Below are 22,299 nucleotides of genomic sequence, written 5' to 3'. Positions count from 1 at the left end.
GCTAATCGGCAGCACATCCCGACCAAACCGCCCATGCGCCCGCATCAGGAAGCGGGCTCGGGGCGCCACGTGAGGCCCACCCGGAGCCCACCATCCACCGCCTCGGGGGCGGCGCCGCCTTCACAGTCACCCACCGCCCGGGCATCCAGCCCCAGCCCCGGCACATAGAGCAGCTGCCCCCGGGCGTCATAGACCAGCGGCCCGTCACGCGCCCAGGCGGGCACCCCTGCCAACTGGAACTGCTTCTTCAGCGCCCGGGGCGGTGTGCCCGCGGCACGCTGGAACTGCTCGCCACCCAGGCGCGGCCTCAGCTCGACCCACCCCAGCGTCGACAGCGGCACCCCGCCGCACGCCACCACATCGACCTGCAAGCCGCCCGACCAGGCGGGCGCGGGAAACCACCCTGCCCCATCGATGCGCAGTCTCAATGGCGCGGCGACGGAATCCGGCACAGCGCCCCGCCCCAGCGCCGCCCCTTGCAAGCGCAACTGCAACTCACCACGGCGGCAACGCAGCTGCCAGCCGGTAACGACCTGCCATGTGCCCGGACGATCCTCGCTCAACTGCGCAGACAGCCGCTCCAGCAGCGCCGCCGTCGCGGGATGGCCGCTGCCTTCGTGCAGCCACAGCCGCAGGACGTTGCGCAAGCGAGGCTCACCCAGTGCGCGCAGCGCGCCGATGTCGAGGCCGCCGCCGGGTCGCGCAACGGTCTGGAGATCGGCACGCGCCAGCGCATCAAGGCAGGCCGCCGCGTCCTGCGCATGGCGGGCCGCCCGGCCCAGCACCTTGGCCGCCTGCGGGAACGCCACCGACAACGCCGGCCACACCTCCAGGCGCAGCCGGTTGCGGGCAAACACCGGGCTGGCGTTGCTCTCGTCCTCGACATGGCCCAGGCGGTACCGCTGCACGTAGGCCTCGACCGCCTCGCGCGGCAGCGCCAGCCAGGGTCGACACCAGAGGATGCCACCGCGCTCGATCTGCGCCGGCATCGCGGCCAGCCCGGCGGCGCCCGCGCCACGCAGGGCTTGCAGCAGGAAGGTTTCCGCCTGGTCCTGCGCATGGTGGGCCAACAGGACCAGCCGGCAACCGACGGCATGCGCCATGTCGGCCAGCGCCGCGTAGCGGGCCTCACGGGCGATCGCCTCGATGCTGGCGCCCGGCGGCGGCGCCAGCCCGAGCCGGCTCGCCTGGAAGTGGATGGGCGCCCCGCGCCGCGACCAGCGCCGACACTGCGCACGACAACGCGATTCCCAGGCGTCTGCATTCGGGCTCAGGCCATGGTGCACATGCAGCGCATGCACCTCCACCCCCTGCGCGCCGGCCAGCCGCCACACCGCGTGCAGCAGTGCGGTCGAGTCCCGCCCACCGCTGAATGCCACCGCCACGCGGGGCGGCAGTGCTTCCCCACCGAACGAAGGCAATGATCCGGCCATCACACCACCTCGAAACCTGCCGCAGAAATGCAAACGGCGCCCTGCCGGCGCCGCCTTGAATCTGCGTGCAGAAACTGCCGACCGCCGGTCAGGCCTTGGTGTCCGTGAATCGGCCGTAGCGGCGCAGCCGCTCGTAGCGCTGGTTCACCAGCTCGCGCGGCTTGAGATCGGCCACCTGGCGCAGCGCATCGTTCAGGCCACGTTTCAGGAAGGCGGCCATCTGCTTCGGATCGCGATGCGCACCCCCCACCGGTTCGCTGATGATCTTGTCGACCAGGCCCAGCGCCTTGAGGCGGTGTGCCGTGATGCCCAGGGCCTCGGCCGCCTCGGCGGCACGGTCGGCGGTCTTCCACAGGATCGACGCACAGCCCTCCGGTGAGATCACCGAGTACACCGCGTGCTGCAGCATCAGCATCTGGTCGCCGACGCTGATGGCGAGCGCTCCGCCGGAGCCCCCCTCGCCGATGATGGTGGCGATGATCGGCACCTCCAGCTGGGCCATCTCGAAGATGTTGCGGCCGATCGCCTCGGACTGGCCGCGCTCCTCGGCACCGATACCCGGATAGGCTCCGGGCGTGTCGACGAAGGTGAACACCGGCAGGCCGAACTTCTCGGCCACCTTCATCAGCCGCAACGCCTTGCGGTAGCCCTCGGGGCGCGCCATGCCGAAGTTGCGTGCCGCGCGCTCCTTGGTGTCGCGGCCCTTCTGGTGCCCCAGCACCATGCAGGCCTGGCCGTTGAAGCGTGCCAGCCCGCCAACGATCGACTGGTCGTCCGCGAAGGCACGGTCGCCGTGCAACTCCTGGAAGTCCGTGAAGATCTCGTTGATGTAGTCCAGCGTGTAGGGGCGCTGGGGGTGGCGCGCGATCTGCGTCACCTGCCAGGGGTTCAGCCGGCCGTAGATGTCCTTGGCTAGCTGCTGGCTCTTCTTCGAGAGGCGGTCGATCTCGTCGGAGATGTCGACAGCCGATTCGTTCTGCACATAGCGCAGTTCGTCGATCTTGGTTTCCAGCTCGGCGATCGGCTGTTCGAACTCGAGGAAGTGGCGTTTGCTCATGCTTGATGACCTTGCACGCACAGGGGCGCAACCGGGCGGAGTGTACTAGTACTCGACCGGCAAGGGGTCGAGGCTGCGCCACATGTACCAGGTGGCCACTGAGCGGTACGGCGCCCACGCGTCGCCCAGCTCGCGGACCTCGGCCCGCGAGACCGGCTCACCGCTGAAGTAGTTCAGGCTGATGCCCTTGACCAGGCCGAGGTCATCGAGCGGCAGCACGTTGGGCCGCATCAGGTGGAAGATCAGGAACATCTCGGCCGTCCAGCGGCCGATGCCACGGATCGCCACCAGCTCCTCAATGATCGCCTCGTCGCCCATTGCCGACCAGTCGGTCTCGTGCACCGAGCCCTCGGCGAAATGCTTGGCCAGGTCGCGCAGGTACTCGGCCTTGCGCGCAGACAGGCCGGCACCGCGCAGCGTCTCGGTGGTCAAGGCCAGCACCTGCAGCGGCGCCACGGGCGGCGCCGCTGCTGGCAGCAACAGGACGAACCGATCCCAGACCGACTGGGCGGCCTTCACCGAGATCTGCTGCCCGACGATGGAACGCGCCAGCGTCGTGAAGGCGTCACCCCGGCTCTGCAGCCGGGCTTCGCCAAAGCGCGGGATGAGCTTGTTCAGGACCCGGTCTCGGCGCGTCAGGTGCCGGCAGGCCTCGTCCCAGTAGTCGGGCGTGACGAAACCGGCCGGTTCCTGGCCCGGCGTTTCAACCGCCGCTGCCACCGTAGACGCGCCCGACTTCAGGCCCGTACCCACGTGGTCCCCTGCGGCGAGTCCTTCAGCACGATGCCCTGCCCGGCCAGCTCATCGCGGAGGCGGTCGGCCAGCGCAAAGTCACGCGCCTTCTTGGCTTGCGCACGCGCCTCGATGCTCGCCAGGATCGCCGCCTCGTCCAGCCCGCCCTGCTGCGCCGCAGCGCCCCCTTGCAGGTACTGCCGCGGCGGCTGCTGCAGCACGCCCAGCACCGCGCCGAGCGAGCGCAGCAGCGTGGCAGCGGCCGCGCTGCGGCTGCGGTTCACCTCGGCCGCCAGGTCGAACAGGACCGCCACCGCGATGGCGGTGTTGAAGTCGTCATCCATCGCCGCCTTGAAGCGGGCAGCCTGCGGCTCGGCCCAATCGATCGCATGGATCGCATCGATCGGCGCCGCCTCGCCAGGCACCGACTCCAGTGCGGTGTAGAGCCGCCGCAGGCCGTTGCGGGCGTCGTCCAGCCCGGCATCGCTGTAGTTGAACGGGCTGCGGTAGTGCACACGCAGGATGAAGAAGCGCACCGTCTCGCCGTCGTAGTGCTGCAGCACGTCGCGGATGGTGAAGAAGTTGCCCAGCGACTTGGACATCTTCTCGTTGTCCACGTTCAGGAAGCCGTTGTGCATCCAGTAGCGCGCCAGCGGCCGCCCGGTCGCCCCCTCGCTCTGGGCGATCTCGTTCTCGTGGTGCGGAAACTGCAAGTCCAGGCCGCCGCCGTGGATGTCGAAGGTCTCGCCCAGCAGCGCGCAGCTCATCGCCGAGCACTCGATGTGCCAGCCCGGGCGCCCCGGCCCGTAGGCAGACGGGTACTTCACGTCCTCGGGCTCCTCGGCCTTGGCGGACTTCCAAAGCACGAAATCGAGCGGATCGTCCTTGCCGTCGGCCACCGCCACGCGCTCGCCGGCGCGCAACTGGTCGATCGACTTGCCCGAGAGCTTGCCGTAGCCCGCAAAGCGCCGCACCGCGTAGTTCACATCGCCGCTGCCGCTGCGGTAGGCCAAGCCACGCTGCTCCAACCGGCCGATGATGTCCAGCATCTGCGACAGGTAGTCGGTGGCGCGCGGCTCGTGCGTCGGCGCTTCGATGCCCAGCGCGCCCAGGTCCTGGTGCATCGCGGCGATCATCTCCTCGGTGAGCACCCGGATGGTGATGCCGCGCTCCACCGCGCGGCGGATGATCTTGTCGTCGATGTCGGTGATGTTGCGCACGAAGGTGACGCGATAGCCGCTGGCGCGCAGCCAGCGCGCCGCCACGTCGAAGGCCACCACGTTGCGGGCATGGCCGACGTGGCAGAGGTCGTACACCGTCATGCCGCAGACGTACATGCGCACATGGCCGGGTTCGATCGGAGCAAAGGGCTCCAGGGCGCGCGTCAGGCTGTTGTGGATCTGCAGGGACATCGGGGAGAGAGCGGGAGGAGGCAACTGTCGTGCCGGCCCTGGGGAGCCCGGGCGGCTGTTGTGGCGGGACCGGCGGACGGCCGAGCGTGACGCACCGTCAGGGGCTAGCCCCTACAATCGAATCAGTATACGGCCGGCCGGGTGCAGCACAGCAGGGGGCTGCCCCCCTGCCCGGCATCGTCGGGACGCACCGAGCCCGGGGGACCGTTGCCCGATGCCTGCATGACCTTCTTCCCTGCTTCCCGCCACCGTGCCGTCCCGCGACGGGCCTCCCGGTCACGGCCGCCCTGGGGTTTCATCACGGGCATCGTCTTTGGCTTGTGGGCCACAGTCTGCGCTGCGGCGCCGGACATGCTCGCTGCGCAGGCGCCGGCCGCGTCGCCTTCGGTGGCGAAGGCTGGGCAGGTGGATCTGCCGCCAGCGGTCCGGTTCGAACAGGCGCTGCGCTGGGCGCAGGAAGGCCGCGAACGTGAGGCCCAGGCCCTGCTCGAAGCGCTGGTGCGGGAGCATCCGCAGCGTCCCGAGCCACGCATCAACCTGGCCGTGCTGCTGGCACGGCAGGGCCAGCTGACCAAGGCCCGCCAGCAACTCGACACCGCCCTGCGCAGCCAGAGCGCGGCCGCCCACGCCTACGATCAACTCCTGACCCTGCATGCCCACATGGCCCGAGATGCCTACGCCCGCGCCGCGCTCGCCACAGCCGCCTCCGGCGCGAGTGGCATCGCCCTCGCGCCGCTGACCCGCTGGGAGGGCTCGACCACTGCGGCGAGCGGACCGGCAGCGGTCTCCGGGGTGCCGGCACCCGCCACGCCGCCACAGCCGGACGCCACCACGGCGGCCACACAGGCCGCAACCGGACCGTCGGTGCCGGCGTCTGGCAGCCCGGGCAGCCCAGGCAGCGCGGACAACCCGGGCAGCGGGAGCCGCATGGTCATTGGCGCCCTGTTGCTGGCCTTGCTGCTTCTGCTGGGGGCCGGCACGGCCTGGGCGGCACGCCAGCGCAGCCGTGCGGCTGCAGCGTCCGACAACCCGCCCACCCAGCCTGCCGCCGCGCTGGCCGGCGAGGTGGCGCCCGAGGAGCGCCTGATCGGGATCTACCGGCTGATCGGGGAGGCCCGCCTGCCCGAGGCACTGGCTGCCGCCGAGGCGCTCACACACGACGAGCCCCAGTTCCAGCTCGGCCAGCTCGTGCGCGGCGACCTGCTGCTGGCCCTGGACGGGCGGCTGGCCGAGGTGGCCCAGCCGGGCGCCACCACCGGGGTGGCCGCGCCGGCCAATGCCACCGCGCTGCGCGAGGAGGCCCGGCGGCGCCTGCAGGCGCTGCGCGACGAGCCGCCGCCCGGCCTGGTGCCGCGCCAGCTGATCCAGCTGCCCAGCTCGGTGCAGCATGCCGTGGCGATCGACGCCTCGCGCTCGCGCCTGCACATCTTCGAGAACCGCGATGGCCGCCTGCAGCGCCGCTCCTCCCACTACGTCGCGCTGGGCAGCCAGGGCGTCGGCAAGCGTGAAGAGGGCGACCAGCGCACACCGCTGGGCGTCTATCACATCACCAGCCGGCTGGACGGGCACCAGCTCGGCGACTTCTACGGCCCCGGCGCCCTGCCACTGAACTACCCCAACGAACATGATCGGCGCCAGGGCCGCACCGGCGCCAACATCTGGCTACACGGCACGCCGTCGGCGCAGTACGCCCGTGCGCCCCGTTCGACCAACGGCTGCGTCGTGCTGGCCAACGACGACATGCGCCGCCTGCTGCGCGAGCTCAAGCCGCGCCACACCCCGGTGGTCATCGCCCAGCAGCTGGAGTGGCTATCACCCCAGGCGCTGCAGGCCGAGCGCCAGGCCGCCCGCACCCTGGTCGACACCTGGCGCCAGGCCCGCGCGCAGGCCGACCTGCGCCGCCTGGGCGCGCTGTATGCCCGGCACTTCGACAACGGCGAGGCGGGCGTGGACGGCTGGCGCCAGCGCCTGGGCGCGGAGCTGATGCGCTTCGGCCCGCGCGAGCGCGAAGTCATCGACCTGACCGTGCTGGGCTGGAACGAGAAGGGCGAGCACCTGATCGTCGACTTCACCGAGGTGACGCCCGGCAGCGGCCTGCGGCCCCAGCGCCGCCGCCAGTACTGGGCGCGCGAGAGTGGACAATGGAAGATCTTTTCGGAAGGAGTGTTCGAATGAATCCAGCCTGGATGCGGCGTACCGTGCTCACGCTCTGCGCCGGCGCGCTGCTCAGTGGTGCGGCTTGGGCCCAGCAGAAGGTGCGCCTGGCCACCTCGATGGGCGACATCGTCGTCGAGCTCGATGCGGCCAAGGCCCCCAAGACGGTGGCCAACTTCGTCGAGTACGTGAAGGCCGGCCACTACGACGGCACCGTGTTCCACCGCGTCATCCCCGGTTTCATGATCCAGGGCGGCGGCATGGACGCAGCGATGGTGGAGAAGCCCACGCGCACACCGATCGCGCTGGAGAACCGCGGCGGCCTGTCCAACCTGCGCGGCAGCATCGCCATGGCGCGCACGGCCAATCCCGACTCGGCCACGGCCCAGTTCTTCATCAACGTCGTCGACAATCAGCGGTTGGACAGTTACGGCGGCGGCTATGCCGTGTTCGGCAAGGTCGTCACCGGCATGGACGTGGTCGACAAGATCAAGACCGTTCCCACTGGCAACCGGGGTCCGCACCAGAACGTGCCGACCGAGCCCGTGACCATCAAGAAAGCCTCCCTGGAGAAATGACATGGCAGCCCCTCAAGTTGATCTGCACACCAACCTCGGCGTGATCCGCATCGAACTCGACGACGAGCGCGCCCCCCTGTCGGCCGCCAATTTCATCGAGTACGTCAAGAGCGGCCACTACGACGGCACCGTGTTCCACCGCGTCATCCCTGGTTTCATGATCCAGGGCGGCGGCATGGAGCCGGGCATGAAGCAGAAGCCCACCCGCGGCGAGATCAAGAACGAGGCCAACAACGGCCTGAAGAACGACAAGTACACCCTGGCGATGGCGCGCACCAATGCACCGCATTCGGCCACGGCGCAGTTCTTCATCAACGCCACCAACAACGAGTTCCTGAACTTCAAGTCCGAGTCGCCCTCGGGCTGGGGCTATGCCGTGTTTGGCAAGGTCGTCTCGGGCGCCGAAGTGGTCGACCAGATCGAGAAGGTGCGCACCGGCCGTCGCGGCTTCCATGACGACGTCCCGGTCGAGGACGTGGTCATCGAACGCGCCGTCATGGTGGAGTGAGGTGAGTTGCGACGGGGCCCACCCATGACGGCAACGCCCCGATGGGCCCTGCGCCCCGGGGCCAACGGCTCCAACGGCCCCGAACTGACGCTGCCCGACACCTGGCGCAGCGTCGACCTCGTCTCCGACCTGCACCTGGGCCCGCTCCTGCCGAGCACGACGCAGGCCTTCCTCGCCTACCTGCAGCGCACGCGCGCCGATGCCGTGCTGCTGCTGGGCGACATCTTCGAGGTCTGGATCGGCGACGACGCCCTGGACGAGGCCGGCAGCTTCGAGGTCCGCCTGCGCGATGCGCTGCGCGAAGCGTCCAAGCGCCTCTCGCTCGCCTTCCTGCCTGGCAACCGCGACTTCCTGGTCGGCGAGCGTTTTGCCGCCGAATCCGGCTGCCTGCTGCTGCCCGACCCGACGCTCCTGCGCGGCTGGGGCCGGCGCGTGCTGCTGATGCACGGCGACGCACTCTGCTTCGACGATGCCGGGTACCAGGCCTTCCGCAGCGAGGTGCGCAGCCCGGCGTGGCAGGCCGCCTTCCTGGCACGGCCGCTCGCGCAGCGCCAGGCGATCGCCGCGCAGATGCGCACCGCCAGCGAAGCACGCAAGCGCGACGCCGGCCCCGAAGGCTATGGCGACCTCGACCAGGCCGCGATGCTCGCGGCGCTGGACCTTGCCGCAGCCACCGAGCTCGTGCACGGCCACACCCACCGGCCCGCCACGGAGCAGCTCGCCCCGGGCCGCCAGCGCTGGGTACTGTCCGACTGGGACCTGGAACCCGCCGCCACCGCCCCGCGCGCGGACCTGATCCGCTTCAGCGCGAGCGGGCTGCAGCGTCTGTCGCCCGCCGGGGCCTGACCTCCGGCAGCTCGCAAACATCGCAATGGGCCTGCTCGATTGGTGGCGACAGCGCCGGCAGGCGCAGGCCCTGGAGCGCCGTGCCATCCCGGACGAGCTCTGGCTGGACACGCTGCGCGACTACCCCTTCCTGAAGCACCGCCCGCTGGCCGACCTGCAGCAGCTGCGCGAGCTGACCGCCCTCTTCCTCGACCGCAAGGAATTCGCCGCAGCCCGCGGCCTGCAGCTCAGCGACGCAATGGCGGTGGCCATTGCTGCGCAGGCCTGCGTGCCGGTGCTGCACCTCGGGCTGGCGTGCTACGACGGCTTCGTCGGCATCGTGGTCCACCCCGACGAGGTCACGGTCGACCGCGCGTGGACCGACGAGGACGGTGTCGTCCACGAGGCCCAGGAGGTGCTGGCCGGCGAAGCGATGCCCGGTGGGCCGGTGATGCTGTCCTGGCACGACGTGACGCTCGGCGGCGGTGCCGGACACGACGGCTACAACGTCGTGATCCACGAGTTCATGCACGTCATCGACCTGCTCGATGGCCAGGCCAATGGCGTACCGCCGCAGCCCACGGCCGCCGCAGCCCGGCACTGGCATGGCGTGCTCAGCCAGGCCCACGAGGCGCTGTGCGACGCGGTCGAGCGCGACCAGGCCACCTTTCTCGATCCCTACGCAACGCACGGCCTGGAGGAGTTCTTCCCGGTCGCGGCCGAGGCCTTCTTCACCTCGCCGCTGGGGCTGAAGCAGTACCACCCCGAGGTGTACGCCCTCTTCGCCGACTACTTCCGCCAAGACCCGGCCCGTCACGCACGGTGAAACGGGGCTGCATCCGCGCTCCGGAAATGACAAAGGGCCCGCAGGCCCCTTGTCCGGTTCGTCAAGAACGCTTCACACCGTCGCCGATTCGGCCTTGGGCTTGTCGCTCTTGTTGCGCGGCTCGATGTCGAGCTGCACCTGGCCTTCGCCATCGATGTCCACCGTCAGCCGGCCGCCGTCGATCAGGCGGCCGAACAGCAGTTCGTCGGCCAGCGCTCGGCGGATGGTGTCCTGGATCAGGCGCTGCATCGGGCGCGCGCCCATCAGCGGATCGAACCCCTTCTTGCCCAGGTGCTTGCGCAGCGCGTCGGTGAAGGTGACCTCGACCTTCTTCTCGGTGAGCTGGCTTTCCAGCTGCAGCAGGAACTTGTCGACCACACGCAGGATGATCTCCTCGTCCAGCGCACGGAAGCTGACGATGGCGTCCAGCCGGTTGCGGAACTCGGGCGTGAACATGCGCTTGAGGTCGGCCATCTCGTCGCCCTGCTCGCGCTGCGTCGTGAAGCCGATGGTGGCCTTCTGCATGGTCTCGGCACCCGCGTTGGTCGTCATCACGATGATGACGTTGCGGAAGTCGGCCTTGCGCCCGTTGTTGTCCGTCAGCGTGCCGTGGTCCATCACCTGCAGCAGCACGTTGAAGACGTCCGGGTGCGCCTTCTCGATCTCGTCGAGCAGCAGCACGCAGTGCGGCTTCTTGGTCACCGCCTCGGTGAGCAGCCCGCCCTGGTCGAAACCGACATAGCCCGGGGGCGCACCGATCAGCCGGCTGACCGCGTGGCGCTCCATGTACTCCGACATGTCGAAGCGGATCAGGTCGATGCCCAGGATGTAGGCCAGTTGCTTGGCCACTTCCGTCTTGCCCACGCCGGTGGGGCCGCTGAACAGGAAGGCGCCGATCGGCTTCTCGGGCTTGCCCAGGCCGGAACGCGCCATCTTGATCGCGCTGGACAGCGCGTCGATGGCGGGATCCTGGCCGAACACCACGCTCTTGAGGTCGCGATCCAGGCTCTTGAGCTTGCTGCGATCGTCGCTGGACACGCTGGCCGGCGGGATGCGCGCGATCTTCGCGACGATGTCCTCGACCTCGTTGCGGGTGATCTTCTTCTTCTGCTTGCTCTTGGGCAGCACGCGCTGGGCCGCACCAGCCTCGTCGATCACGTCGATCGCCTTGTCGGGCAGGTGGCGATCGTTGATGAACTTGGCCGACAGCTCGGCGGCAGCCTGCAGCGAGCCGAGATCGTACTTGACGCCGTGGTGCTCCTCGAAGCGCGACTTCAGCCCCTTCAGGATCTCCACCGTCTGCTCCACCGACGGCTCCACCACGTCCACCTTCTGGAAGCGCCGCGACAGCGCCGCATCCTTCTCGAAGATGCCGCGGTACTCGGTGAAGGTGGTTGCGCCGATGCACTTGATCTGGCCCGAACTCAGCGCCGGCTTGAGCAGGTTGCTCGCGTCCAGCGTGCCGCCCGAGGCGGCGCCCGCGCCGATCAGCGTGTGGATCTCGTCGATGAAGAGCACCGCATGCGGGTGCTCCTTGAGCTGCTTGAGCACGCCCTTCAGGCGCTGCTCGAAGTCGCCGCGGTACTTGGTGCCCGCCAGCAGCGCGCCCATGTCCAGCGCGTACACCGTGGCGTCGGCCAGCACCTCGGGCACGTCGCCCTCGGTGATGCGCCAAGCCAGGCCCTCGGCGATCGCGGTCTTGCCCACGCCGGCCTCACCGACCAGCAGCGGGTTGTTCTTGCGGCGGCGGCACAGCACCTGGATCACGCGCTCGACCTCGTGCTCGCGCCCGATCAGCGGGTCGATGCGGCCATCGCGCGCCTGTTGGTTCAGGTTCTGCGTGTACTGGTCCAACGGCGAACCCTTGCTCTCGCCCTCTTCCTTCTCTCCCTCGCCGGAAGAGGATTCGTTGGGCTTGGTCGGCTCGGGCGGCTCGCTCTTCTTGATACCGTGGGCGATGAAGTTCACCACATCGAGGCGCGTCACCCCCTGCTGGTGCAGGTAGTACACCGCGTGCGAATCCTTCTCGCCGAAGATCGCCACCAGCACGTTGGCGCCGGTGACTTCCTTCTTGCCGTTGCCGGTGGACTGCACATGCATGATGGCGCGCTGGATCACGCGCTGGAAACCCAGCGTGGGCTGCGTGTCCACCTCATCGCTGCCGCCCACCGTGGGCGTGTTTTCCTTGATGAACTGCGCCAGGCTCTTGCGCAGGTCATCGATGTTGGCGGCGCAGGCCTTCAGGACCTCCGAGGCCGACGGGTTGTCCAGCAGTGCCAGCAACAGGTGCTCGACCGTGATGAACTCGTGCCGCTGCTGGCGCGCCTCGACGAACGCCATGTGCAGACTGACTTCCAACTCTTGCGCGATCATGCGACCTCCATAATGCACTGCAGCGGGTGCCCCGCCCTGCGTGCGGCTGCCAGAACCATTTCCACTTTCGTTGCCGCGACATCGCGCGTGAACACACCGCACACGCCCCGCCCCTCGTGGTGAATCTTCAGCATGATCTGCGTGGCCGCTTCCAGGTCGTGCCTGAAGAAGTGCTGCAGCACCATGACGACAAATTCCATCGGGGTGTAATCGTCGTTGAGCAGGACAACTTGATACACCGGAGGTGGTTCCACCCGTTGCAGTTGACGCTCCGCGACGACCGAGCCCTGCCCGTCGTCCGGGACGACAGGCTGCTTCGGTGTTTCGGGAGGAAGACTTGCCATGGACACATTCTATAGAGCACGGTATCGGCGCGCTGCGGACACGGACGTTGTCGACAACCGACTCAGGATCCGCGCCATGTTGTGCCGCAGCACGTTCGTTTGTAATGATTTTGCAATTTCTTGACAGCCTGAAATGCCCTCAAGAAAATTCTGACAAATTTGTCCAGACGAGCGAGGGGTACAACGTGGCGATTGGCGTGGTGAAGTGGTTCAACGATGTGAAGGGCTTCGGATTCATCGAGCCCGAGGGCGGCGGCGAGGATGTGTTCGCCCATTTCTCAGCCATCCAGATGGAAGGCTTCCGCACCCTCAAGCAGGGCTCCACAGTGAGCTTCGAGCTGGTGGACGGGCCCAAGGGCAAGCTGGCGCAGAACATCTGCCAGGCCGAGGTGCAACCCAGCGCCGCCTGACCGGCACGCACGCGGCAGCCCGCGTGCGGCAGCGACAGCCATCCACGGTGGCAGGGGCCCGCAGACGCGGGCCTTTTTCGTTGCAGCCCGGCCGCTTGTACCAAGCTTGTACCAGGGAACCAGCCGGTGAATTTTCCAGTGAGCAGCCCCCGCAGCTCGGTGTATCTGTTACCCGCCGGACAGCGCTCCCGCGCCTTGCCCGTCCCCGAAAGCTCCCCTCCAATGCCACCCATTCCCACGCTGCCCCCCATGGACCCCGAGGCCGCGCGCCAGGCCCTGTCCGACCTCGGCGCCCAGGCCGTCGAGTGCGTGCTGGGCGACTTCACCTCGGTTGCACGCGGCAAGCGGGTGCACCGGGACGACTTCCTGGCGCTGGGCGGCTGCCGCCTGCCCTCCGTCGTGCTGGGGCTGACGCTGACCGGTGGCGAGCCCGAGCCGGTCTTCGGCCCGATGCTGCCGCGCCAGTACAGCGACCTGACGCTGCAACCCGACCTGGCCACGCTGGCGCCCCGCCCGGGCCGCCCGGCTGAGGCCAGCGTGCTCTGCGAGCCAGGGGGACGCTGGTGGTCCGAGCACCACGCCCGGGAAGTGGACGCCAGTGAGCTCTGCCCGCGCAGTGCCCTGCGCCGCGTACTGGCACGCTTCGAGGCCGAAGGGCTCACCGCCCGGGTGGCGCCGGAACTGGAGTTCTTCCTGCTGCAGCGCGATGAAGCCGGCGGGCGCATCACGCTCGACAGCGCCCGTGCCCACCCTGGCGCGATGGCACGCGAGTCGGCCTGCGAGGCCTACTCGCTGGAGCGCGCCAGCCACTTCGACGCCTACTTCGACGCGCTCTACGCCGCCTGCGCCACCATGGGCATCCCGCTGAGCGGGCACGCCCACGAAGCCGCGCTATCGCAGTTCGAGGTCAACTTCCACCCGGGCCCACCGTTGGCTCAGGCCGATGCGGTGCACCGCTTCAAGCGCCTGGCACGCGAGATCGCCGCACAGCATGGCTTCCTGGCCAGCTTCGCGCCCAAGCCCTTCCTCGACCAGCCGGGCACCGGCATGCACTGGCACTTCAGCGTGCAGCGCCACGACGCCGCCTGGCCGCACCTGTTCGCCGAGCCGGACGGTGCCGACAGCGCCGAGCTCGGCCACTTCGTCGCCGGCCTGCAGGACCAAGCCCCGGCAGCGATGGCCTTCCTCGCACCGCACGACATGGCCTACGACCGCATCACCCGCAGCGACGCCTCGCCCTCGCACGCGAGCTGGGGCGGGGAAGACCGCTCACTGGCGTTCCGCATACCCACTTCCGGTCCAGCTTCACGCCGCATCGAGAACCGCCTGCCCGGCGGCGACGCCAACCCCTACCTGACCGTGGCCGTCACGCTCGGCCTCGGCCTGGCCGGCCTGCAGGCTGCCAAGGCGCCGCTGCCCACGTGCAACGAGCGCCATGCGCTGGCACGCAGCCTGCCGGACGCGCTCAACGCCCTGGACGCCAGCAGCACGCTGCGCGACCTGCTTGGCGCCCCGCTGATCGACCTCTACGTCGCCATCAAGCGCCACGAGCAGGCCGAGCGGGCCGCCCTCGATGACCCGCGCCAGCACTGGGACCTGCGCCACTTGATCGAGCTGGCCTGACGCAGCAGCAGCGCGCTCAGCCCCTCAGGATCTTCCCCGGGTTCATCAGCCCCGCCGGGTCGAAGGCCTGCTTGACGCGCCGCATCATCTCCAGGTCCAGCGCAGGCTTGAAGCGCTCCAGCCTCTCGACGTGCATGCGGCCAATGCCGTGTTCGGCGCTGATGCTGCCGCCCAGCTCGACGCTGGCCTCGTGCACGATCAGGTTCACCTGCGCGGCAGCGGCCTCGCACTGCGCTGGCTTCGGATGCGCCTCGCGCGACAGCACCGCGATGACGTGGATGTTGCCGTCGCCGATGTGGCCGGCGTGGCAGACCGTGGCGCCGAGCACCTCCAGCTCGATGCGCGCGGTGACCCGGTCGATGAAGCGCGGCAGCTTCGACACCGGCACCGAGGTGTCGTTCGAGACGGTGAAGCCGGCACGCCGGTTCGCCTCGGAGATGTGGTGGCGCAGCGCCCAGATGCGCTCGGCCTTGGCGAGGTCGGTGGCCACCACCGCGTCGCGGATGAGGCCACGCTCGAAGGCGGCAGCCAGCGCTGCTTCCAGCTCGGCCACCAGCGCGGCCACCTCCTGCGTGCTGCCCGGCAGCAGCACCGCCAGTGCCGCGCCCTGGTAGCGGGCGCGCCAGTCCTGCTGGTAGGCAGCGGTGCTGGCCTCGCCAGTGAGCACGCGCGCCGGGCCGACGATGGCGGCCAGTTCAGCCAAGGTGTCGGTGAGCCGCGCGTCCGGCTCACTCACGCTTGAGCCCCCCGATCGACTTGATCAGCGCGCCCATCTTGTCCAGGTCGGACTTCCCCAGCGCGGCCAGCACTTTGGGCGTCGAGCCCACCGGCGTGGCACTCAGCTCCTTCAGCTTGGCCTGCACCTCGGGCAGCGCGACCACGGCGACCAGCTCGCGGCTGAGCGTGTCCACCACCGGCCGCGGCACGCCGGCCGGGCCGAAGATCGCGTTCCAGGTGTAGGTCTCGTAGCGGGGCAGCCCCGCCTCCGCCATCGTGGGGATGTCGGGGAAGGACGGCAGGTGGGCGATGTCCAGCCCGGCCATGGCCTTGAACAGCTCGCCCGACAGGTGCGGCGGCGTGCCAATGCCCGACGAGCCGTAGCTGAACTTGCCGGGCTGCGACTTGATCAGCGCGATCAGCTCGCGCAGGTTCTGCGCCTTGACGGCGTTGCCCACCAGCAGCACGTTGGGCACCTTGGCGAGCAGCGAAATCGGGCTGAAGTCGCGCTGCGGGTCGTAGAGTGACTGGGTGGCAGAAAGCGGGTTGATCACGTGCGTGGCGATGGTGCCCATCAGCAGCACGCTGCCGTCCGCCGCGGTCTGGGCCTGAGCGAACACGCCGGCGTCGGCAGCCCCGCGCCGAGAGCGGCGCCCCAGGCCAGCAGGTGGCGGCGGGAAAGCCTGGGGCGGTTGCCCCTTGGCGCCTTGTCAAACCCCGCAGCGTGAGCGTGGCTGTGCTGTAATGATTGCGCGGCCCAGCTGCAATCGCCCGGATCAGACACCGGGGCCCTCTCTTCCGTCCCACGTGCGCCCCCGGTGCACACAGCCGGAGTTGCCGATGAGCGCCACTGCGGTCTTCCCTTGCGACGTGACGCCGGCCAGCGCACCGGTTCCGCAGGCTCTGCATGATCGCTACTGCGCCGTGCGGGCCGAGTCGCTGGCACGGGCGGCGCCTCTGTCGGTCGAGGATCAGGGCGTGCAGTCCATGCCCGACGCCAGCCCGACCAAGTGGCACCTCGCGCACAGCACCTGGTTCTTCGAGGCGCTCGTGCTGCTGCCGCACCTGGGCGGCTACCGCTGCTTCGACGAGCGCCTGCTGCCGCTGTTCAACAGCTACTACGAGACCCTGGGCAGCCGGCACCCGCGACCGCAGCGCGGCCTGCTCACCCGGCCCGCGCTGGCCGAGGTGATGGCCTACCGCGCCCATGTCGATGCAGCCATGCTGGCGCTGCTGGCCCGGCCGCTGCCGGCCGAGCTGGCTGACCTGGTGGTGCTGGGCCTGCACCACGAGCAGCAGCACCAGGAGCTGGTGCTCACCGACATCCTGCATGCCTTCGCCTGCAACCCGCTGGCGCCGGCCTACCGCCCACCGGCGGGCCCGGTCGATACCGGCCTGGCAGGCCGGGCCGAGTGGCTGGCGCACCCGGGGGGACAGGTGGAGATCGGCCACGCCGGGCCGGGCTTCGCCTTCGACAACGAGGGGCCGCGCCATGCGGTGCTGCTGCAGCCCTTTGCGATCGCCGACCGCCTGGTGCGCTGTGCCGACTTCGCCGACTTCGTGGCCGACGGCGGCTATCGCCAGCCGCTGCTCTGGCTCTCGGACGGGTGGGCGCTGGTGCAGGGCCAGGGCTGGCAGGCGCCGGCCTATTGGCGCCGCTCGGCAGACGACCCCGACGGCCGGAGCGTGGACGGCTGGCAGGTCTTCGGCCTGGACGGGCTGCGGCCGCTGGACCCAGGCGCTGCGGTGCAGCAGCTCAGCTTCCACGAAGCCTGCGCCTACGCGCAATGGGCCGGGGCGCGCCTGCCCACCGAGTTCGAGTGGGAGGCGGCCTGCGGCGGACCGGGGCTGCCCGCTGTGCCCGGTCGGCCCGATTTGCCTGGTCCGCCCACGTTGGCTGGCCTGCAGGAAGCCTTCGGCGTGGCCTGGCAATGGACGCGCTCCGCCTACGACCCCTACCCCCGCTACCGCGCCGCCGCCGGCGCACTGGGCGAGTACAACGGCAAGTTCATGGTCGGCCAACTGGTGCTGCGCGGCTCCAGCCTGGCCACGCCGCCCGGGCATGCCCGGGCCACCTACCGCAACTTCTTTCCTCCCGCGGCGCGCTGGCAGTTCAGCGGTCTGCGCCTGGCAAAGGATCTGCCGTGACGCCGCGCCCTGACTCGGAAGTCGCCCACGGGATGACCGACCCCGGCCTCGACGCCGTGATCGGCTCCGAATCCACCCTGCCCGTTGCGCAGGCCAGCCGTTTCGCCCGGGAACTGCGCGCGGCGCTGGCATCGAGGCCGCGGCGCCTCTCGCCCAAGTGGTTCTACGACGCGGAAGGCTCGGCGCTGTTCGAGCGCATCTGCACGCTGCCCGAGTACTACCCCACGCGCACGGAGCGCGCCATCCTGGCTCGCCATGCGGGCGAGATCGCCGCGCTCATCGGAGCGCGCGCGGAGATCGTCGAGTTCGGTGCCGGATCCTGCGACAAGGTCAGGCTGCTGCTCGATGCACTGGACATGCCTTGCGCCTACATCCCGGTCGACATCTCGGCCCAGCATCTGGACGCGAGTGCACAGCGCCTGCGGCAGCACTACCCCTGCCTGGAGGTGTTGCCGCAGGCGGCGGACTACACCCAGCGCCTGCACTTGCCGGCACCCTGCCCGGGCGCGGGCCGGCGGGTGGGCTTCTTCCCCGGTTCGACGATCGGCAACTTCGATCCGCCCGATGCGCTGCGCTTCCTGATCCTGGCGGCCCGGGCGCTGCGCGGCGGCGCCCTGCTGCTCGGGGCCGACCGGGTGAAATCACCTGCGCTGCTGCACGCCGCCTACAACGACGCCGCTGGCGTGACCGCAGCGTTCAACCGCCATGTACTGCGGCGCGCGCAGCGTGAGCTGGGCGCGCAAGTCGACCCCGACGGCTTCGACCATGCCGCCTTCTACAACGCACCACTGCAGCGCATCGAGATGCACCTGCTCAGCTGCGGCCGCCAGACCATCGGCCTGGGCGGGGAGGAGTTCGTGTTCGAGGAAGGCGAGACCCTGCACACCGAGAACTCCTACAAGTACACCCCTGAGGGCCTGCGTGCACTGGTCCGCCAGGCTGGCTGGCGGCCCGGGCCGATGTGGACCGATCCCGAACGCCTTTTCAGCCTGCACTGGCTGGAAGCACCGGCCTGAGCCAGGCTGGGACTAGGCCGATGGGAGGTCCTCGTGCAGGCAGAGGTAGTTGCCCTCGGGGTCCTTGAACCATGCGGCCTTCTCCGAGCCCAGCACGCAGACGTGGTTGACCGTCTTCAGGTCCGGGAAGTCATAGTCCTCGAACACCACGCCCGCACGCTCCAGCTGCGCGATGCTGGCCCCGATGTCGGCCACGCGAAAGCTGATCGCCGTGTGGTCGGCCCGGGTGCCCTCGGGCTTCGGGAACAGGGCGAGCGTGCTGCCGCCCACGGCGTAGACGAACTTTCCGTCGGGCCGAAATCCGCCGGGTTGCAGGCCCAGGCTCCCCTCGTAGAACCGGCGCGCACGCGCCATGTCCTTGACGGGCAGCATCGTGGTGACGGTGGCAGCGGACAACATGGGACGTCCTTTCGCTCACTCCGACCCGTGCACAGGCACTTGGCACCTGCCAAGCCCGCCGGCCGGCATTTCAAGATTTCAAGGCACTTCAGCTTACGCCGGTCGAAACCGCCTCTCCGGCCAGGGGCATTGCCTGCTGCGCCGACCCGGGCGACAGGTTCACATCAGCCATGTCGCCGAGCCCGCGCCACCGTGGCCCGGGCCTGCAGCACCACGGGCAGGTCGACCATGCGGCCGTCGAGCTGCACGGCCGCGCCCTGGGCCCAGGCCAGCTCCTCCACGCTGGGGGCCAGGGCGGCGTGGATGCCGGCCACCTGGCGCGGGTGGATGCAGAGCTTGGCGCCAAAGCCGAAGTGCAGCGCGCGCCGGGTGTCGCTGCGCAGGCGGGCCTCGTCATCGATGGCCACCGTCACGCCGTCCACGGCCGGGGCCAGGCGGTTCAGCCGCGTCTGGATGGCCACCGCGAAGCGCAGCGGATCCAACTCGCGCTCGTCCTCCGAGCTGCGGATGCCGGTGTCGGCCATGAAGTCGATGTGGCCCAGCACCAGCCGGCACACGCCGGGTGCCGCCGCGATGGCCGGCAGCGCCTGGTAGCCGGCGGCGCTCTCGATCAGGGGCAGCAGCGGCACGCTGGGCAGCCGCCGGTGGACCGCCTCGACCTGCCCAGCTGACTCGGCCTTGGCCAGCATCACGCCACCCAGCGCCGTGGCGGGCTGCTCGCCCAGCCAGGCCAGGTCCGCCACGCCCGCCTCGCTGGCCAGCGTGTGGATGCGCAGCACCACCGGCACGCCCCGCACGCCCGACACGCCCGCGGCGGCCAGCTGCGGCAGGGCCTGCGCGATGGCGGCGCGGGCCGCGGCCTTCTCGCCGGGCGGCACGGCGTCCTCCAGGTCAAGCACGATGGCATCGGCACCGCTGGCAAGGGCCTTGGCGAAACGTTCGGGGCGGTGGCCCGGCACGAACAGCAGGGTGCGGGCCTGGGCCAGCGCAGACGAGGAGGCAGGAGGCGTCATGGTGAACGGACGGCGGCTGTCAGCCGCGCAGATGGGCCAGCAGCAGCGTGCGCAGCAGCGGCAGCCGGCCGGTGAAGAAGTGGTCGGCGTCGGGCAGCACCGTCACCGGGTGGGAGGTCGGCCGGGCCCTGCTGCGCCAGCGCATGGGCGACGCGGGCCTGGACGAAGGCGCCGAAGGAGAAGCCGACCAGCACCAGCCGCTGCGCCGAGGCATCGGCGCGCAGTGCGTGGCACAGCGCCAGCAGGTCATCGGCCTCGCCCAGCCCATCGGCATGCCCCCCCCGCGCTGGCGCCGACGCTGCGGGAGAGGTCGGGCATATCAGCTCGTCCGGTTCAGATCGCCCCGTCGCGGCGCAGGGCGCCGATCGCTGAGTCGTTCCAGCCCAGTTCGGCCAGGATGGCATCGCTGTGCTGGCCCAGCGCGGGCACGGCATCCATGCGCGGGTCCCAGGCGTCCACCCGGCCGGGTGGCAGCAGGGCGGGCAACGGGCCGGCGGGGCTGCCGACCTCGGCCCAGCGCCCGCGGGCCTGCAGCTGCGGGTGGGCCCAGACGTCGTGCATGTCGTTGATGTGCGCGTTGGCGATCTGGGCCTGGTCCAGCCGGTCGATCAGCTGCTCGGCCGTCAGCGCGCCGAACACCTCGCCGATCACCTCGCGCAGCGCCTGGCGGTTGGCCACCCGGCGGGAGTTGGAGGCGAAGCGCTCGTCGCTGGCCAGCTCCGGGCGCTGCAGCACGCCGCTGCAGAAGGCCAGCCACTCGCGCTCGTTCTGCAGGCCGAGCATCACGTGCTTGCCGTCCCCAGCCGGGAAGGGCCCGTAGGGGAAGATGGTGGCGTGCGCCGCCCCGGCGCGCGGCGGCGGCGCGGCGCCGTCGAAGGCGTAGTACAGCGGGAAGTTCATCCACTCGACCATGCTCTCCAGCATCGACACGTCGATGTGGCTGCCCTGCCCGGTCCGGCCGCGCTGGATCAGCGCGGCCAGGATGTTCGAGTAGGCGTACATGCCCGCGGCGATGTCGGCGATCGAGCAGCCCGCCTTGGCCGGGTCATCAGGCGTGCCGGTGATCGACAGAAAGCCCGACTCGCTCTGGATCAGCAGGTCGTAGGCCTTCTTGTCGCGGTAGGGCCCGGGGTTGGCAGGGTCATCGCCATAGCCCGAGATGTCGCAGACGATCAGCCGCGGGTGCCGGGCGTGCAGCGCCTCGAAGGACAGGCCCAGCCGTGCGGCCGCGCCCGGCGCCAGGTTCTGCACCAGCACGTCGGCGCGCTCCAGCAGGGCATCCAGCACCAACCGCGCCTGGGCGTGCTTGACGTCCAGCGTCAGGCTCTCCTTGGAGCGGTTGGTCCAGACGAAGTGCGAGGCCAGGCCCTTGACCCGCTCGTCGTAGGCGCGGGCGAAGTCGCCGCTGCCCGGGCGCTCAATCTTGATGACCCGCGCGCCCAGGTCGGCCAGCTGGCGGGTGCAGAACGGCGCGGCGATCGCGTGTTCCAAGGTCACAACGGTGATCCCGTCGAGCGGTCGCGTCATGGCCCTGCTCCCGTTCAATAGGACCTCGGCAATCCCAGCACGTGCTCTGCGACGTAGCTGAAGATCATGTTGGTCGAGATCGGCGCCACCTGGTACAGCCGGGTCTCGCGGAACTTGCGCTCGATGTCGTATTCGCAGGCGAAGCCGAAGCCGCCGTGCGTCTGCAGGCAGACGTTGGCGGCCTCCCAGCTGGCCTTGGCGGCCAGGTGCTTGGCCATGTTGGCCTGCGCGCCCGCGTTCTGGTGTGCGTCGATCTTCCTGCAGGCCTCCCAGCGCATCAGGTTGGCGGCCTCCAGCTCGATGTAGGCCTCGGCGATGGGGAACTGCACGCCCTGGTTCTGTCCGATCTTGCGGCTGAAGACCACGCGCTCGTTGGCGTACTTCACCGCCCGGTCGATGAACCAGTAGCCGTCGCCGATGCACTCGGCGGCGATCAGCGTGCGCTCGGCGTTCAGGCCGTCGAGCAGCGTCTTGAAGCCCTTGCCCTCGGGGCCGAGCAGGTTCTCCTCCGGGATCTCGAGGTGGTCGAAGAAGAGCTCGTTGGTCTCGTGGTTGACCATGTTCAGGATCGGCCGCACGGTGAGGCCGTGGCCTACCGCCTGTTTCAGGTCGATCAGGAAGCAGCTCAGCCCCTCGGACTTCTTCTGGACGTCCGCCAGCGGCGTGGTGCGCGCCAGCAGGATCATCATGTCGCTGTGCTGCACGCGGGAGATCCAGACCTTCTGGCCGTTGATGACCCAGCGCCCGTCCTTCCGTACCGCCTGGGTCTTGAGCTTGGTGGTGTCGCTGCCGGTGGTCGGCTCGGTCACGCCCATGGCCTGGATGCGCAGCTCGCCCGCGGCGATCTTCGGCAGGTACTGGCGCTTCTGCGCCTCGCTGCCGCTGCGCACGATGGCGTTCATCACGTACATCTGGCCGTGGCAGGCGCCGGAGTTGCCGCCTGAGCGGTTGATCTCTTCCATGATGACCGAGGCCTCGGCCATGCTCAGGCCCGAGCCGCCGTAGTCCTGCGGGATCAGCGCGGCCATCCAGCCGGCCTTCGTCAGCGCATCGACGAATTCCTCGGGGTAGCCGCGCTGCTCGTCGATCCGGCGGAAGTACTCGTCCGGATACTGGGCACAGAGGTCGCGCACCGCGTCGCGGATCTCCTGGTAGGCGTCGGGTTCGTGCTGCATGGAGTTCCCATGGATGGGGTCAGGTCTTG

22 protein-coding genes are annotated in these 22,299 nt (G+C 69.8%); 9 read left to right on the top strand and 13 right to left on the bottom strand.

The features are described from left to right. Window positions 1–44: 44 nt before the first annotated feature. The 4 genes from tilS to cysS all read right to left on the bottom strand — a co-directional run bounded on the left by tilS (window position 45) and on the right by cysS (window position 4,634). Window positions 45–1,433, bottom strand: a complete 1,389-nt coding sequence (gene tilS / locus NGK70_RS10975) for a tRNA lysidine(34) synthetase TilS (RefSeq protein WP_251973256.1) — start codon at window positions 1,431–1,433, stop codon at window positions 45–47. A gap of 88 nt (window positions 1,434–1,521) precedes the next feature. Further along, window positions 1,522–2,490, bottom strand: coding sequence for an acetyl-CoA carboxylase carboxyltransferase subunit alpha (locus NGK70_RS10970; RefSeq protein WP_251973255.1), 969 nt, complete (start codon window positions 2,488–2,490; stop codon window positions 1,522–1,524). Between the two features lie 45 nt (window positions 2,491–2,535). After that, window positions 2,536–3,210: a DNA-3-methyladenine glycosylase family protein gene (locus NGK70_RS10965; protein ID WP_251973749.1), complete on the bottom strand. Its 675-nt coding sequence runs from the start codon at window positions 3,208–3,210 to the stop codon at window positions 2,536–2,538. A gap of 17 nt (window positions 3,211–3,227) precedes the next feature. Further along, entirely contained in the window at window positions 3,228–4,634 is a 1,407-nt protein-coding gene (cysS, locus tag NGK70_RS10960; RefSeq protein ID WP_251973254.1) for a cysteine--tRNA ligase, read from the bottom strand. A 351-nt stretch (window positions 4,635–4,985) separates the two neighbouring features. On the opposite strand from cysS, the gene NGK70_RS10955 reads away from it, so the two are divergent. From NGK70_RS10955 to NGK70_RS10935, 5 genes are read left to right on the top strand one after another with little or no spacing between them, the layout of a single operon-like run. Continuing rightward, window positions 4,986–6,809, top strand: a complete 1,824-nt coding sequence (locus NGK70_RS10955; RefSeq protein WP_251973253.1) for a L,D-transpeptidase family protein — start codon at window positions 4,986–4,988, stop codon at window positions 6,807–6,809. Continuing rightward, window positions 6,806–7,366 carry a peptidylprolyl isomerase gene (locus NGK70_RS10950; protein ID WP_251973252.1) on the top strand — a complete coding sequence of 187 codons (561 nt, stop codon included), beginning with the start codon at window positions 6,806–6,808 and terminating at the stop codon, window positions 7,364–7,366. Before NGK70_RS10955 ends, NGK70_RS10950 begins: the two co-directional genes overlap by 4 nt. Before the next feature lies 1 nt (window position 7,367). After that, window positions 7,368–7,874, top strand: coding sequence for a peptidylprolyl isomerase (locus NGK70_RS10945; RefSeq protein ID WP_251973251.1), 507 nt, complete (start codon window positions 7,368–7,370; stop codon window positions 7,872–7,874). A 24-nt stretch (window positions 7,875–7,898) separates the two neighbouring features. Continuing rightward, window positions 7,899–8,720: a UDP-2,3-diacylglucosamine diphosphatase gene (locus tag NGK70_RS10940; RefSeq protein WP_251973250.1), complete on the top strand. Its 822-nt coding sequence runs from the start codon at window positions 7,899–7,901 to the stop codon at window positions 8,718–8,720. 25 nt (window positions 8,721–8,745) lie between these two features. Next, window positions 8,746–9,525: a M90 family metallopeptidase gene (locus NGK70_RS10935; protein ID WP_251973249.1), complete on the top strand. Its 780-nt coding sequence runs from the start codon at window positions 8,746–8,748 to the stop codon at window positions 9,523–9,525. Window positions 9,526–9,597: 72 nt separating this feature from the next. Here the strand turns inward: NGK70_RS10935 and clpA are convergent, their stop codons facing one another. Together clpA and clpS are read right to left on the bottom strand one after the other, a co-directional pair. Then, window positions 9,598–11,898, bottom strand: a complete 2,301-nt coding sequence (gene clpA, locus NGK70_RS10930) for an ATP-dependent Clp protease ATP-binding subunit ClpA (protein WP_251973248.1) — start codon at window positions 11,896–11,898, stop codon at window positions 9,598–9,600. Continuing rightward, window positions 11,895–12,242 (bottom strand): ATP-dependent Clp protease adapter ClpS, encoded by a 348-nt coding sequence (clpS, locus tag NGK70_RS10925; RefSeq protein ID WP_251973247.1) that lies wholly within the window; start codon window positions 12,240–12,242, stop codon window positions 11,895–11,897. Before clpS ends, clpA begins: the two co-directional genes overlap by 4 nt. 185 nt (window positions 12,243–12,427) lie before the next feature. Between clpS and NGK70_RS10920 the strand changes: the two genes are divergently transcribed. Further along, window positions 12,428–12,652, top strand: coding sequence for a cold-shock protein (locus NGK70_RS10920; RefSeq protein ID WP_251973246.1), 225 nt, complete (start codon window positions 12,428–12,430; stop codon window positions 12,650–12,652). A gap of 222 nt (window positions 12,653–12,874) precedes the next feature. After that, window positions 12,875–14,275: a glutamine synthetase family protein gene (locus NGK70_RS10915; RefSeq protein ID WP_251973245.1), complete on the top strand. Its 1,401-nt coding sequence runs from the start codon at window positions 12,875–12,877 to the stop codon at window positions 14,273–14,275. 16 nt (window positions 14,276–14,291) lie between these two features. On the opposite strand, the gene NGK70_RS10910 is transcribed toward NGK70_RS10915, so the two are convergent. Together NGK70_RS10910 and NGK70_RS10905 are read right to left on the bottom strand one after the other, a co-directional pair. Continuing rightward, entirely contained in the window at window positions 14,292–15,011 is a 720-nt protein-coding gene (locus tag NGK70_RS10910) for an FAD-binding oxidoreductase (protein ID WP_251973244.1), read from the bottom strand. Continuing rightward, window positions 15,004–15,612, bottom strand: a complete 609-nt coding sequence (locus NGK70_RS10905) for a Bug family tripartite tricarboxylate transporter substrate binding protein (RefSeq protein WP_251973243.1) — start codon at window positions 15,610–15,612, stop codon at window positions 15,004–15,006. The genes NGK70_RS10910 and NGK70_RS10905 overlap by 8 nt, the downstream gene beginning before the upstream one ends. A 220-nt stretch (window positions 15,613–15,832) precedes the next feature. Between NGK70_RS10905 and egtB the strand changes: the two genes are divergently transcribed. Together egtB and egtD are read left to right on the top strand one after the other, a co-directional pair. Further along, window positions 15,833–17,140, top strand: coding sequence for an ergothioneine biosynthesis protein EgtB (egtB, locus tag NGK70_RS10900; protein WP_251973242.1), 1,308 nt, complete (start codon window positions 15,833–15,835; stop codon window positions 17,138–17,140). A gap of 32 nt (window positions 17,141–17,172) precedes the next feature. Next, window positions 17,173–18,156 carry an L-histidine N(alpha)-methyltransferase gene (egtD, locus tag NGK70_RS10895; protein WP_251973748.1) on the top strand — a complete coding sequence of 328 codons (984 nt, stop codon included), beginning with the start codon at window positions 17,173–17,175 and terminating at the stop codon, window positions 18,154–18,156. 12 nt (window positions 18,157–18,168) lie between these two features. Here egtD and NGK70_RS10890 read toward each other — a convergent pair whose 3' ends face one another. From NGK70_RS10890 to NGK70_RS10870, 5 genes are all read right to left on the bottom strand, one after another. Beyond that, window positions 18,169–18,555, bottom strand: a complete 387-nt coding sequence (locus NGK70_RS10890; RefSeq protein ID WP_251973241.1) for a VOC family protein — start codon at window positions 18,553–18,555, stop codon at window positions 18,169–18,171. 164 nt (window positions 18,556–18,719) lie between these two features. Continuing rightward, complete coding sequence (locus NGK70_RS10885; RefSeq protein WP_251973240.1) at window positions 18,720–19,568, bottom strand: HpcH/HpaI aldolase/citrate lyase family protein; 849 nt, start codon at window positions 19,566–19,568, stop codon at window positions 18,720–18,722. A gap of 19 nt (window positions 19,569–19,587) precedes the next feature. After that, window positions 19,588–19,713 carry a hypothetical protein gene (locus tag NGK70_RS10880; protein ID WP_310742596.1) on the bottom strand — a complete coding sequence of 42 codons (126 nt, stop codon included), beginning with the start codon at window positions 19,711–19,713 and terminating at the stop codon, window positions 19,588–19,590. 188 nt (window positions 19,714–19,901) lie between these two features. After that, entirely contained in the window at window positions 19,902–21,095 is a 1,194-nt protein-coding gene (locus NGK70_RS10875) for a CaiB/BaiF CoA transferase family protein (protein WP_251973239.1), read from the bottom strand. A gap of 14 nt (window positions 21,096–21,109) precedes the next feature. Next, on the bottom strand, window positions 21,110–22,270 hold the full coding sequence (locus tag NGK70_RS10870; protein WP_251973238.1) for an acyl-CoA dehydrogenase family protein: 1,161 nt from the start codon (window positions 22,268–22,270) through the stop codon (window positions 21,110–21,112). Between the last annotated feature and the right edge of the window lie 29 nt (window positions 22,271–22,299).

The sequence above is a fragment of the Sphaerotilus microaerophilus genome (assembly GCF_023734135.1).
Lineage (GTDB): Bacteria > Pseudomonadota > Gammaproteobacteria > Burkholderiales > Burkholderiaceae_C > Sphaerotilus > Sphaerotilus microaerophilus.
Note: the sequence above shows the minus strand (reverse complement) of the source record. Positions and strands in the feature narration are given on the sequence as shown.